Origin of the sequence: Bacteroides graminisolvens (genome assembly GCF_963666085.1) — a bacterium.
In the GTDB taxonomy this organism is placed as follows: domain Bacteria; phylum Bacteroidota; class Bacteroidia; order Bacteroidales; family Bacteroidaceae; genus Bacteroides; species Bacteroides graminisolvens.
Window position 1 is genome coordinate 3,255,346 of sequence record NZ_OY762556.1, and the last position, 13,961, is coordinate 3,269,306.

General features: G+C 38.9%; 9 protein-coding genes. 3 read left to right on the top strand and 6 right to left on the bottom strand.

Annotated elements, in window-relative coordinates; translation table 11 throughout:
- Nucleotides 1-69 precede the first annotated feature (69 nt).
- The 4 genes from ACKPCE_RS13685 to ACKPCE_RS13700 are packed head-to-tail and all read right to left on the bottom strand — an operon-like array spanning nucleotide 70 to nucleotide 8,067.
- Entirely contained in the window at nucleotides 70-2,253 is a 2,184-nt protein-coding gene (locus ACKPCE_RS13685) for a RagB/SusD family nutrient uptake outer membrane protein (protein ID WP_319505595.1), read from the bottom strand.
- Nucleotides 2,254-2,265: 12 nt separating this feature from the next.
- A complete protein-coding gene (locus ACKPCE_RS13690; protein ID WP_319505596.1) occupies nucleotides 2,266-5,598 on the bottom strand; it encodes a SusC/RagA family TonB-linked outer membrane protein in 3,333 nt (1,110 codons plus the stop codon).
- Between the two features lie 32 nt (nucleotides 5,599-5,630).
- Nucleotides 5,631-7,121 (bottom strand): DUF4992 family lipoprotein, encoded by a 1,491-nt coding sequence (locus ACKPCE_RS13695; protein ID WP_319505597.1) that lies wholly within the window; start codon nucleotides 7,119-7,121, stop codon nucleotides 5,631-5,633.
- A 58-nt stretch (nucleotides 7,122-7,179) separates the two neighbouring features.
- Nucleotides 7,180-8,067, bottom strand: coding sequence for a sugar phosphate isomerase/epimerase family protein (locus ACKPCE_RS13700; protein ID WP_319505598.1), 888 nt, complete (start codon nucleotides 8,065-8,067; stop codon nucleotides 7,180-7,182).
- Between the two features lie 193 nt (nucleotides 8,068-8,260).
- On the opposite strand from ACKPCE_RS13700, the gene ACKPCE_RS13705 reads away from it, so the two are divergent.
- The 3 genes from ACKPCE_RS13705 (at nucleotide 8,261) to mtgA (ending at nucleotide 11,212) form a co-directional block, all read left to right on the top strand.
- On the top strand, nucleotides 8,261-9,613 hold the full coding sequence (locus ACKPCE_RS13705) for an MATE family efflux transporter (RefSeq protein ID WP_319505599.1): 1,353 nt from the start codon (nucleotides 8,261-8,263) through the stop codon (nucleotides 9,611-9,613).
- Between the two features lie 123 nt (nucleotides 9,614-9,736).
- Complete coding sequence (locus ACKPCE_RS13710) at nucleotides 9,737-10,408, top strand: OmpA family protein (protein ID WP_319505600.1); 672 nt, start codon at nucleotides 9,737-9,739, stop codon at nucleotides 10,406-10,408.
- A 117-nt stretch (nucleotides 10,409-10,525) separates the two neighbouring features.
- Nucleotides 10,526-11,212, top strand: a complete 687-nt coding sequence (gene mtgA, locus ACKPCE_RS13715) for a monofunctional biosynthetic peptidoglycan transglycosylase (protein WP_319505601.1) — start codon at nucleotides 10,526-10,528, stop codon at nucleotides 11,210-11,212.
- 87 nt (nucleotides 11,213-11,299) lie between these two features.
- Here the strand turns inward: mtgA and ACKPCE_RS13720 are convergent, their stop codons facing one another.
- Both ACKPCE_RS13720 and ACKPCE_RS13725 read right to left on the bottom strand, forming a co-directional pair.
- A complete protein-coding gene (locus tag ACKPCE_RS13720; protein WP_319505602.1) occupies nucleotides 11,300-13,075 on the bottom strand; it encodes a hydroxymethylglutaryl-CoA lyase-like TIM-barrel protein in 1,776 nt (591 codons plus the stop codon).
- A 286-nt stretch (nucleotides 13,076-13,361) separates the two neighbouring features.
- Nucleotides 13,362-13,865 carry an RNA polymerase sigma factor gene (locus ACKPCE_RS13725; RefSeq protein WP_024995771.1) on the bottom strand — a complete coding sequence of 168 codons (504 nt, stop codon included), beginning with the start codon at nucleotides 13,863-13,865 and terminating at the stop codon, nucleotides 13,362-13,364.
- Nucleotides 13,866-13,961: the final 96 nt, after the last annotated feature.

Below are 13,961 nucleotides of genomic sequence, written 5' to 3' on the forward strand. Positions count from 1 at the left end.
AAAAGGACTGGGTACTTCTTACAAAGTATCCCAATCCTTTTCTATTCACTTAATGATTCTAATCTAAAATTATTCTGCCAGCGGATCGAATGTTCCGTTTGCTCCGGCATTGTTATAATCTTCCCAACCAATAGTTTGCAACAGATCTTTATTGCTGTTCTGCGCTCCTTGTGCAAAACCTAAGAAGTAATACTTCGGATAGAATTGCATAGTCAAATCAACATGATTTTGATCACGAGCGTCACCCTTCTTTAACTTACGAACCAACTTTCCTGCATAAAACTCTTTCAATTGTTCAAGCTGAGTAGTCAGTTCTTTGCGGTAATCAACAGCAGCAGGACGAGTTACACCGGCTTTAACCAATGGATCTGAATCTTTTGTAGTACCACCTACTCCATAAGAATCCTGTACACGGAATTCCATATTTTCACGACGTTGGCCATTCAATGGTTTGAATCCTAGGTAAGTACATGTATTACCACCCCATCCAGTCAAGGTCCATGTGCTAGGAGCTCCGTCGGCTTGGCTTGTACCACCATCAAATAACATCCAGCGACGAAGATCATCAAAACGTTTTCCTTCGTAAGCCAACTCTATTTGACGTTCATAAAGAACTGCCGACATACAAGCTGCCTGATCTGCAGCCAAATCAGTTTGCAATCCATAATTGTTAGCAGCAGTATAACCTGCACGAGTACGAATTTTCTGCAACTGCTCAACAGCTTCACTCATGTGACCGGCACCGCAAGCAGCTTCTGCATAATTAAGCAATACTTCCGCATAGCGAATTTCAAGGTAAGGAGATGCAGAATAAGCAAAACCTCCGTTATTATCAGTTGCCGCCCAAGTATATAAAGGGCTAGTATTTACATCCAAATCATCGGAACGTTTACGTACGTATAAACCCTTTTTGCTTGTCAATAAGTTATCAGCACCATAAGAATTGCCACTTTCAGCATTTCCCTGATCATCAAGGCTGGTATACCATACATAGTTCCACAACTCATAATTTTTACCGCTACCGTATGAAGGATTATCGGGATCGGCAGCAGTCGGATCACCTGAATAAGCCCAACGTACACCCGGGAATGCAAACGTACGGTAGAAACGTGGATCACGGTTCATAAACGGATAATTTTCATCATAAGTATACTCTGAACCTTCTAACTTATTATACGTATTAGTAAGCGCAGGTTTCTTTCCATCAGCCATCGGGAACATATCTACCATCATGGCAGAAGCTTCTTTGCCACTACCTGTTGAGTTTTTAGGACGTATGCCACGCTCCCAGCTATTATTCTTCATGCCATCTCCTGTTTGCACTGTATTAAAAAGAGTTACAAATACAGCTTCAGAGCTTTTTACGGTTGAGAATAAAGCAGCGAAATCAGATCCATTCACATTATTGCTAGTTTGGAACAAATCGTAACCACACGCATTAAGAACCGGTATTGATTTCTTTATTTCTTCATAAGCGGTATTCCAACGAGTAACGTCATTGGCTCTGTTGAACATAGGGCTCGCCCATAGCAACAAAACACGTCCTTTTAGCGCCAAAGCAGTACCGGAAGTAACACGCCCCCAATCTTCACTTGATGACCAACCACCACTTGTAGTTGCTGCTGACAACATCTCTGCAGATTTATCTAAGTCTTCACAAATGAACTCAATACATGCTTTTGCTGAAGAACGAGGAACAATTGAAGATTCTATTGGCTCCAGCACATCTTTCACAATGGGTACACCACCATACCATTTTACCAAGTTGTAGTAACACCATGCACGGAAAAAGTAAACTTGACCTAACAACTTATCTTTTTCTTCTTGTGATAATGCACCCTCAGTAATACCCCTGATTACATCATTGATGTTACGAATGCGTCCCCATACAGAAGCCTGAATGTTGTTTGCCTGATTATGGAAGAAATCTTGTACTTTAGTTCCACCCATAACCGTCATTTCAGCCTGTGGATTTACAAATGCTCCAAAACCACTATACTCTTCTGTTGATTTTGATTGATCATCCGCATTTCCGGTACAGTTAGATTTCCAGTTTGCGTCAGAATTAGGATCGGGTAATGACCATGAATAGACATCACTCACACGAGCATTAGCTCCGCTATAATAATCATAGATCCCAGCATTCACATTGTCATAGTTCTTTTTATCTTCCAAGAAGCTGTCGCTACAGGAAGATAGAACAAAAGCTGAAATCAGAACCTGACTAAGTAATTTTATATTATTTCTTTTCATTATCAACTTCGTTTAAAATGTAAGATTAACACCTATAGTAATTTTTCTTAGTGTAGGATAGCTTCCATAACTATACATCGGATCGATAAAATTATCTGGATATGGGTTGTACAAACTTAATAAATTCTGTCCTGTTACATTAAGTCGACAGCTCTGAATTCCTGCCATCTTAGTATACTTTGAAGGAATAGCATAAGCCAATGTGAGACGATTCAACTGCACACGAGTACCACTTACTCTCCAAAACGTAGAAGCTACACTATTTACACTTGAATAATTCAAGTTTGGCAATTCAGCATCACGATTAGCAGCCATTACCAAGTTTCCTGAACCATCGTAAATATCATTGTAAACAAACATGTTATCAGGGTTCCAGAAAGAAGGCATATTAGTATATTCAATACCAGTACCAGGTTTCAAGGCAGCCGAAGGAATCATACTATATCCACCCCAGCTTGCATTGATTTGGGCTGTTATTGAAAGTCCTTTCCACTCAGCACTTAAATTAGTAGTGAAGCCGTAAGGATTAGAACGATTGGATAAACGAACCTGATCATTATCTTTATCAACAATACCGTCCGGAGCCGCGTACGATCCATCAGACTGCTGAGCACCACGAACATCTTTGTACATCAACATTCCGGGACGAACTTTATCTTTTGTCATACCCATGTAAGAGGTGATATTGTATTTTGCGAAATATTCTTCAATATCTTGAAAACTACGGAACATACCAATACATTGCATGCCCCAAGTACCTATATCAGAGCGATGATTCTTAGTAATTTGACGGTAAAGATATTCTGTTTCCCAGTCCATTACAAGTACCTTATTATCCGTATAACCGGTATTGATACCAATCTTATATTTGAAGTCTTTCCCTATCTTATCTCTCCATGTAGCAGATAATTCCACACCGTAATTATCCATTTCACCCAAATTAGTTGCAGCTGACTGAGTACCTACAATACCGGGAACAGATTGAGAAATATTCATCAACATTTCACGGTTCTGAACATAATAAGCATCTAAATTCAATGCTAAACGATTATTCAAAGTCGTTAAATCAACACCAAAGTTAGCTTTATATGATTTATCCCAATGAACATCACGGTTTACAGCCGAATTATTCTTATTAATAGTTATACGATTGTCTGTACTATTACTAATGCTAGTACCAAACATAGGTCCTTTATTGGCATCCTGAGCGTATACCTGCATCCATTGCCAGGGTGCAGTATTGTCACGACCGGTTAAACCAAATGAAGCGCGTACTTTTAAATAATCCACCCATTTAAATTTTTCCATCCAACTTTCTTGTGAAATAATCCAACCCAAAGAAGCAGAAGGGAACAATCCCCAATAGTTTTCAGGCGCAAACTTAGTTGACGAATCTGAACGTAACAATACTTCAAACAAATACCTGTCTGCATAAGCATAATTCAAACGTCCGATGTATGACATAGTACCAGACTCCGAACGAGTAAACGTAGTAGTCATTGTATTCGCCTCGGCAGAATTAGACTGACCGGTTGTAAATTCATAAGGATCAGATACGTATCCGTACAAGTATTCACTTTCTGCTTCTGACTTTTCGATAGAAAATAATCCACCTAAATGATGTGCACCAAAATTACGTGCGTATGATGCAGTAAAGTTTACCTGATAGTTATCAGTGCGGTTCATGTTACGAGACAAATAAGAAGGTGACCCGTTAGAGATTGTCATGCTACGGAAATTATCTTCAGAAATGATGCCATCATAATCTTGACCCGAAACTGGAGTATACAGGTGAGAACCACTGCCCGAACGGTTAATCAAACGATAGAGAGTGTATTCTGAACCATATTGGTTATTCTTATCCGAATTTATACTCTTAGAATAAGAAAATTTAAACTTCAGCCCTTTTAATATTTCATTCCAACCAAAATCATATTCTACACTACCATTAACACTCAGGTTTGAAGTCATATTACGACTGTAGTCACCTGAATTTTGTAGTACTGAATATGAATAGTTTTGATTACCATTGGCTTCTGTATTACTAATACCATAAGCAGCAATTGGATTACCATTTACCTCTTCCGGTATGTAATAAGGACGGGTAAGCAACAAATTATAATCTTTTTCATCACTAGTACCACCTACTTTTACATTCGGTGTATTTTTCTTTCCATAATCACCAGAAACTGTGAGGTTTGCTTTTAACCATTTGCTAACCTTAACATCAACACCGGCACGGTAGTTCCAACGATTGTAATCAAGTTTTCCTAAGTTGCCATCTTGAGTGAAATATGAAATATCAGCAAAATAGTTTGCTTTTTCTGTTGCTCCACTAATGTTCACACCATGCTTCATAGTGAAAGCAGTCTTCCAGTATTTATCAAGCAAGTCATAGTTTAGACCTTTCATTGCTTCCAATTCATCGGCCTGATACAAACCAGTAGTACGATTCAAAGAAGTAACTGTAGGATCAGCATCAGCCATGGCATTATATAGTCTACCATAATTATATGCACTTAACATCTTAGGACGAGATACTTCGTCAGCAAGACCAAAGGTACCACTATATGAAATTTGAGGCGCACCCAATTGTCCTTTTTTAGTGGTTACTAAAATTACACCATTCGCTGCGCGAGCTCCATACACAGCTGCCGCAGCATCCTTCAACACGGAAATGCTTTCAATCACTGAAGGATCCAAATTATTAAAAGCAGTAGCACCCAGGTTCTCAGTCGAATTACCGATTTTCACATCATTAGGATAAATGTAACCGTCAATTACATACAAAGGTTCCTGAGCTGTACTACCTACCTCACCGAGAGAATTTGTATCACGAATATAGATACGGGCATTCTCACCCGGACGAGATTGTCCACCGCTAACACTTAAACCATTCACCATACCGCTCAATGAAGAAGCTAAACCACCACCTGACAAGTCTTGAATATCGTCCATTGGAACGGTTGCAATAGCTCCCGTTAAATGTGCTTTCTTTTGGGTTCCATAACCAACCACTACAACTTCATCCAGTAATTGTGCATCTTCTTTTAAGATAATAGTTGTCTTTTTCAAATCAGAAATCTTTTGTGGAGCGTACCCAACAAAAGTTACTTCTACAACTTTACCCTCAGGAACTTGCAAAGAGAACTTACCATCAAAATCAGTAATCACACCGATGGTTGTACCTACGACTTTTACAGCCGCTCCAATAACAGGTTGTTCCGTTTCATCAAGAACAACTCCTTTATACGTTTGGGTTTTCTGTGCGTAAGCAGATAAAGTCATGACAAACATCAGCAAAACACCCAACCACATTTTGTTTATACTATTATTATATTTCATTATTATAGCATTAATATTTGTAGTTCATATAATTATTCTCCATACCAACGAGGGTCACCACTCTTGTATTGAAGAGCGACAAGACCTGCCGGTGTGAAATTAACGCCACCATTGTCTTGTGACAAATCAAATGCAGTGTTTATTGGTCCGGCAAACTGCGGATCTTCTAGAATAGCATAATAATTACCACTTGCATCTTTTTTTGTTGTATCACTTGAGTCTACAGTCTTTAAAACGCCAAATATCGTATTACCTTCTGTGTATATTTTACCCTGAGAAGACAATAATTTATTTAATCGGTATGTGTCGTAGAATATATTATGATGAACGTTAAATACCAATGTATTAGTATTTGCCAAATTGTTAGCAAAATCTTTACCATTCATCGTCTTACTAAATGTATTATAGGAAATTTCAAAAGTAGAAGAATTGCCCGAGTTACCAAAAATTTTCTTAGGCTGGGCGTTACTTGAATTACTATAACGAATAAAGTAAGCAGAACTATTATCACTTAAATTATAGAAAGTATTATTTTTAATTGTCAGGTTTTTAATAAGACCGTTGCTTGCTCCTTGTAAGTTAATAACAGGATTAGAACTTGAGTTATCAAGTTGTACAATACAATCAGTAATTCTAAAATCGCGCAAACTCCAATTTTTAGCATTACCGTAGAGGAAGCTGTTCTTTATATTTTTGAAATTACATTCTTGAAAAATAACAGGATTCTCAATAACATAACCGCTTTGATTAGCACCATCGGCAATGTAGCCTAACGTGGTAGTTGAAATCGTTTCAGAAGGAGTGCCACTTAATGTAAGGATTCCGATCTGAGTCATTTCCGTACAATCGAAATTAATAAATTTCACTTTCAAACCACCTTGAGTCATCAAACCACCTGAAGGGCCAACAATAACAGTCGGTCTGTTTGTTTTATCGCCGCGGAAAGTAACTGTATTCAAATCAAAATCAACAAGACCATTCAATGTATAAGTTTTACCAGCTAAAAGCTCAAATCCCTGTTCTTGCGTACTTGATTGCAAGTTAGCCATAATATACTCGGCTATGTCTGTTCCCTCCGGGATAGTAACCGCAGGAACCAAAGTAGAATAAGCATATACAGTAGCAGATGCTGCTTCCTTATTATTCAAGTTATCATTACCTAATGTTTTTACGCTAACTTGATACTTGGTATCTTCCAGTTTGTCAAAGATAACAGAACAGCCATCAACTATACTGTCTTTAACAACTACTATAGGATTAGAAGGATCATCCACTATACTTAGACTAAACAAATAACCTCCGGCACCATAAACAAGAGGCCATGTAACCTTAACACTCTCTGATCCATCAGAATTAGCCAGTGTTGAAAAACAATTCTCATTGATTTCGGGTGATTCCAATTGAGCATTTGTCACACCTCCCGAAAATCGTTCGTTATCATCAATGCCATTAGCACAAGAAACAACAAAGAGAAACATCAACAGGCAACAGAGATTACCTAGATTTTTAAATTTACTCTTCATAATTCATAGATTAAATTTTAAATTAAACAAATTATTAACAACTTTACTTTTCATATTATTATTTAAAAATACGTTTCAAGTATTCAACGTTCATTCCGTAATTCCTCTTTACGTTATGCACATCTTTATTATCACGTGATCTTTCAACCACCAACCAACCTCTCCACTTCATTCGGTCGAGCGTTCGTTTTACTTTAGCCATATCCAAACGAGTATTGTTTTTCAGTAACACACCATCGGTATCGGTACAATGAATCTGGCAGATATTATCTTTGCCTAACAATTGAAGTTCATTATATAAATTCCGACCATTCACAAGAGCATTTTGAAAATTATAGTATATCTTAATTCCCTTGGAATTGATTTCACGCAGCAAAGCTAATTCATTTTTAGCATCAAGCGAAGTCTCTATACCTATTACGAGTCCTTCTTTCCATGCCATATCACCCACACGCTTAAGTCTTTTTACGAGTTCGGGACGTATTTCCGGGCGTTTATTCAAATCGCACTGAACTCCCAAAGGTAAGAAAGCCACTTTAGCACCCATCACTTTCATCGTATTAAGGCAATCGGCTACCAAATCAACATAGTTGGTCCTGTCAACGAATGATTGAGCGTAAAAACCCGACATAGCGATTGAAGGCACTTCTAATTTATATTCTTTTGCCTTATCATTAAAAAGTACCTGAAAATGAGATTGCCTCAATTTATTATCGAATGAATCTCGCTTTCCGAGTCCTCCCATATCAAGTTCAACGCCGTCTGCTCCCAAGACCTTTACCAATTCAAAGACACCTATTTTCTGACGCTTCAGAACCATCCAATCACATACAGCAATTTTATACGGGCGTACACTTCTCTTTTTTGAGTTAGAGAGTGTACCCGCTTCCACAGCTAAACCGAAAAAGAGATAAAGCACTAGTAATAAGGCAAATCGGGCTTTCATCTTCTTAAATTTATATTAGTTGTTTTTAGAGTTTCATTAGTTATGACGAATACCTTTTTATTATGTAATCACTTAAGGTGAAAAACTTATAAAAAAAAATAGATTGGTATAAAACATTAATTTAACTACCTTTGCAGGCATTTCAAAAACACTCTCATAAAGCAATACTCGAGAGTGTAGTACAAGCACTTATATGAATACAGGAATAAAGAATCTAACTCAGGGCCCCATACGAAGCCAATTGTTCAATTTGGCAATGCCTATTATGGCTACTTCATTCATTCAAATGGCATATAGCCTGACTGACATGGCATGGGTAGGCCGAATTGGTAGTGAAGCAGCAGCAGCTGTTGGAGCTGTGGGAATCCTTATTTGGATGTCGAGTTCCATCGCCTTATTAAATAAGGTAGGATCTGAAGTAAGTGTTGGGCAGTCAATTGGTGCCCAAAACTTTGATGACGCCAGAAAGTTTGCCAGTCATAATATCTCCATAGCATTAATTATATCAGTCATTTGGGGAACTATACTTTTTGGAGGGGCACATTTCATTATTCAAATTTATGAGTTGGAAGCAAGCATTTCAGAAAATGCCGTCTCGTACCTGCGGATTGTGTCCACTGCATTACCATTCACTTTTCTCTCTGCCGCATTTACGGGAATTTATAATGCTGCCGGAAGAAGTAAAATACCTTTTTATATAAGCGGAACTGGGTTAATTCTTAATATCGCGCTCGATCCCTTATTTATTTTCGGGTTACGGTTAGGGACTGACGGAGCGGCTTATGCCACTTGGATTGCTCAAGGATTTGTTTTCCTACTTTTCGTATATCAATTAAGGTATAAGAACAGACTATTTGGTTACTTTCCCTTTATATGTAAACTCCAGAAGAAGTATACCCAACGAATCTTAAAATTAGGTGTACCCGTAGCAGGCTTTAATACATTATTTGCTTTTGTAAATATGTTCTTGGGCCGTACCGCATCTGCGGTGGGTGGCCATATCGGATTAATGTCGTTGACTACAGGCGGACAGATTGAGGCAATCACCTGGAATACTTCACAAGGATTTTCGACAGGATTAGGTGCATTTATTGCTCAGAATTATGCAGCCGGACAAACTCACCGCGTAGTTAAAGCTTGGCATACAACTCTTTGGATGACATTTATATTCGGAACATTCTGCACCTTGCTTTTTATCTGTTTCGGTAAAGAGGTATTCTCAGTCTTCGTTCCGGAACCCAAAGCATACCTAGCCGGAGGAGAATATCTTCTCATCATGGGATATTCACAGTTATTTATGATGCTTGAGATTACCATGCAAGGCGTTTTTTACGGAATAGGAAAAACGATACCTCCCGCAATAATCAGCATTGCACTCAATTATTTGCGAATTCCACTCGCAATCTTTTTAGTTAAGCAAGGGATGGGAGTCAATGGTATATGGTGGGCCATCAGCATTACAAGTATTTTAAAAGGGTTAATATTAACGGTTTGGTTTGTTCTTATAAAGCACAAAGTAATACACAATGTATCTACCTGCAAATGAACACATTACACAAACCAGCCTTATAAAGACAAATTTGTTTTGTTCATAATTGTCCCGGAATTAAAAACTATTTATATCTTTGTATTGTTTTAGACCTAAACAAAACATGTAAAATCAACAAGTATGAAAAAGATTAAATTTTTAGCATTATTCTTAAGTGCAGCTTTAGTATTTGGTAGCTGCGGTACAAGTAACACAGTTAAAGGCGGAGCAATTGGTGCCGGTTCGGGTGCTGCATTAGGTGCTATCATCGGTGGTATTGCCGGTAAAGGTAAAGGTGCACTCATTGGAGCAGCAATTGGTACGGCAGTAGGTGGCACAGCCGGAGCTCTTATTGGTCGCAAGATGGATAAGAATGCCGCAGAAGCTGCTAAAATTGAAGGAGCAAATGTTGAGAAGATCACTGATGCTAACGGTTTAAGTGCAGTTAAAGTAACCTTTGAATCAGGTATACTTTTCGGATTCAACTCATCAACTTTAAGTGCTTCATCTAAAAGTTCATTGAGTGAATTTGCCGGTATATTGAAAGCTGATCCGACTTTGGATATTGCCATTATCGGTCACACTGATAAAGTTGGTACCTACGAAGCTAATCAAACTGTTTCAACCAAACGTGCACAAGCAGTGAAAAACTACCTGCAATCTTCGGGAGTTTCCTACTCACAATTTAAAAGTGTTGAAGGCGTTGGTTATTCACAATACAACGAAGCTCAAAGTGCAGAACAAAATCGTCGTGTAGAAATCTACATGTATGCTAGTGAACAGATGATTAAGAACGCAGAGGCTGGTAGATAATCTACCACGCGGTATCGTGCAAAAATTAAGATTTCACAAACTATTCAATTGAAAAATCAGTTGGCATGGTTTGTGAAATCTCTTTTTAAATACAGTTAATCTCAAAGCAAAACAAGTATGACTTTCAAAAAGGTTATCCGCGTACTGCGCAACATGTTGATTTTCTTCTTCTTGTCTACCATTTTTGCAGTGGTAGCTTACAAATACATTCCCGTATACGTAACTCCACTAATGATAATAAGGTGTGGAGAACAAATAATTGACGGAGAGAAGCCAATACTCAGACACAAATGGGTGCCAATAGAAAAAATATCCAAGCATCTGCCAATGGCCGTCATAGCATCGGAAGACAACCGGTTTCCTACACACAACGGCTTCGATATGGTTGAAATAAAAAAGGCCATGAAAGAAAACGAAACCCGCAGAAAGAAAAGGGGAGCCAGCACCATTAGCCAGCAAACAGCCAAGAATGTTTTTTTATGGCCACGTTCCTCATGGATTAGAAAAGGATTTGAAGTCTACTTTACAGCGCTCATAGAACTAGCATGGTCCAAAGAGCGAATCATGGAAGTTTATCTCAATTCCATTGAAATGGGCAAAGGTATTTATGGTGCAGAAGCTGCCGCCCAATATAAATTCAACACGAAGGCAGCTAGGCTGAGCAAAGGCCAATGTGCTTTGATAGCCGCAACCCTCCCCAACCCTATCCGTTTTAATTCGGCCAATCCGTCTTCCTATATTCTCAGAAGGCAACAGCAGATATTACGTCTCATGCGTTTGCTGCCTCCTTTTCCTGAGAAGTGAAAAGTACATGCTTGCAAACCCCAAATAAAAAAAGGCAATGATTTTGATTCACTGCCTTTTTTTATTTTATCAAATGATACTCTCTTCTTATGAAGCAAGATCTGTTCTTTCAATGTAAGCAAGCACATCACCCTTATTCACCATACTGCCTTGCTTAGCACAAACCTCAATAATACGTCCTTTGAAGTTAGCCAGCATTTTATCATGCGTACCCCATGGGGTAGAGATATAACAGAATGTTTCTTCCGGGTTGTATACCTTTCCTACAGATGGAGCTAAAGAAGCTGATTCAACATCAATCTCCCAAATTACGCGCCCTTTTTCGAGAGCAGTAATAGGTTCAGCTTTAGAACGTTTAAACTTACGAACCTCTTCTTCCGAGAACCCTTTGGAAGCCAACGCAGCATCTTTGGCACGTTGCAACTCTTCTTCGAAGCGTTTCTTTGCAACACCAGATTTGTAGTCGCGGTATTGACGATCATGCATTGCCAATTCAAACAATTCCTCATCGTCTTCTCCTGATTCCCAACCATTCTCCTTCATTTCAGCTCTATAAGCATCCAGCTGATCGGGGAAGTTAGTTTGCGGATCTTCGTCAGTAAACTGCAATCCCTTCTCTTTGGCCAGCTCAATGATTTCAGGGGCTAACGCTCCTGGAAGTTTTCCACTCTTACCCAAAATCATGTCCCACGTATTATTATCAATCATACTCCAGCGCGGTTCCTCTTTGACTTGCGACATAATGTTCATCAGCGCTACGTTCTTCACGTATTGACTGAAAGGAGTTACCAAAGGAGGATAACCAAGCTTAGGCCATACGTATTCAACTTCTTCGAAAAGCATAACCAGCAAGTCGTCGAGTGTTAACTCCGGTTTGTTCTTACTTCTCAAAATCATGTTGATCCCTGCATGAACACCTTTAAGGTCGGCCATCATAGATCCCATCATACCACCGGGCAAACCACACGTCAAAAGTAAAGAAGACATGTGTTTGTTGGTTGCATCCATGAAATAACCCAAGAAATCATCAATGAACTCTTGCGTCATTGAACGAGCTTTCATGTAAGCCTTCATGTTGATTTCAGGAACCTGGAACCCTTTGTCCTTTAGCATAGCCTGAACAGAGATCACATCCGAGTGCACTTTACCCCATGATAAAGGTTCCATAGCCACGTCGATAATGTCGGCACCATTTTCGCAAACTTCCAGAATAGACGCCATAGAGAGTCCGGGACCCGAATGACCGTGATACTGAATAATCACTTCCGGATGTTTTTCCTTAATGGTTCGAGTCAGCTGTCCCAGCATGCCCGGGCGACCGATTCCTGCCATGTCTTTCAAACAGATTTCGGGAGCACCGGCTTCGATAAGCTGGTCGGCAATGGCTGCATAATACTCCACTGTGTGAACGGGCGAGAAAGTGATGCAAAGAGTTGCCTGAGGAATCATGCCTGCTTCAAGTGCATACTTAATAGAAGGAATGATGTTTCTGACTTCATTCAGCCCACAGAAGATACGGGTGATATCTACTCCCTGAGCTTTTTTAACCTTATACATCAGTTTACGTACGTCGGCCGGAACCGGGTACATGCGCAAGCCGTTAAGACCACGATCAAGCATGTGAGTCTGAATGCCTGCTTCATTAAAAAATTTAGTAAACTGACGAACTGCTTTATTAGGATTTTCTCCGTAAAGCAGGTTCACCTGTTCAAAAGCTCCTCCATTCGTCTCTACGCGGGCAAAACAACCCATCTCGACGATCAATGGAGCAATACGTACCAACTGATCTACACGCGGTTGATACTTTCCTGAAGACTGCCACATGTCGCGGTAGACCAGGCTGAATTTAATCTCCTTTTTCATTTGCTTTAGGTTAAAGGGTGTACTCTATAAATTGGTTAGTTTTCTGGTACAAAGTTACGAAAAGAAGATAACATATTGACAACTAAAAAAGGTATATTTTGTATATTATACGAATATTTTATCAGATTGACAAGTCGACTAAGCAATTAGGGCATTTATTGAGGAAAAAGCCATTTAAACGGCCTTATTATTGCATGGATTAAAAAAAGCAGCCGACAAATTTGCCGGCTGCTTCAACTATAAAAACTATTTATTTACTTAAAACCTATGAGAGATGTCGTTGGTGTTACACAAAGTCTTTAAGCTCTTGCTGCAATCTCTGACGGGTAAAGAATATGCGACTCTTCACCGTACCCAAAGGCAGATCGAGTTTTTCGGCAATTTCCCTGTACTTAAATCCGGCCACGTGCATAGAAAAAGGTACTTTATATTCTTTAGGCAATGCATTAACTATGCGATGCATTTCTTTTAGATCGTAAGCTCCTTCAGTGCTTTCGAATCCGGAATCTTGTGGTAAATTCAGGTGATACAAGTTATCGGTCTGGTCAACGTACGTTTGATCGCGTACAATCTTACGATAGTTATTAATAAAGATGTTACGCATGATGGTGTACATCCAACCTTTAAAGTTTGTATCCGGTATATACTTATCTTCATTATCTAATGCCTTTAATGAAGTCTCTTGCAACAAATCATTTGCTTCTTCGCGATTGGCAGTTAATTTATATGCAAAGCGAAGCAATTCTTCCTGAATTCCTATTAAATCTTTTTTGAAGCTTAAACTTTTCATACTTTGCTGTTTTTATAAGTGAATATTATGTTGTTGATTCTCTGAATGCAAGTATAAAACTTTTTGCTAAGAAAAGCAAGGGAAAATCCATCTTTA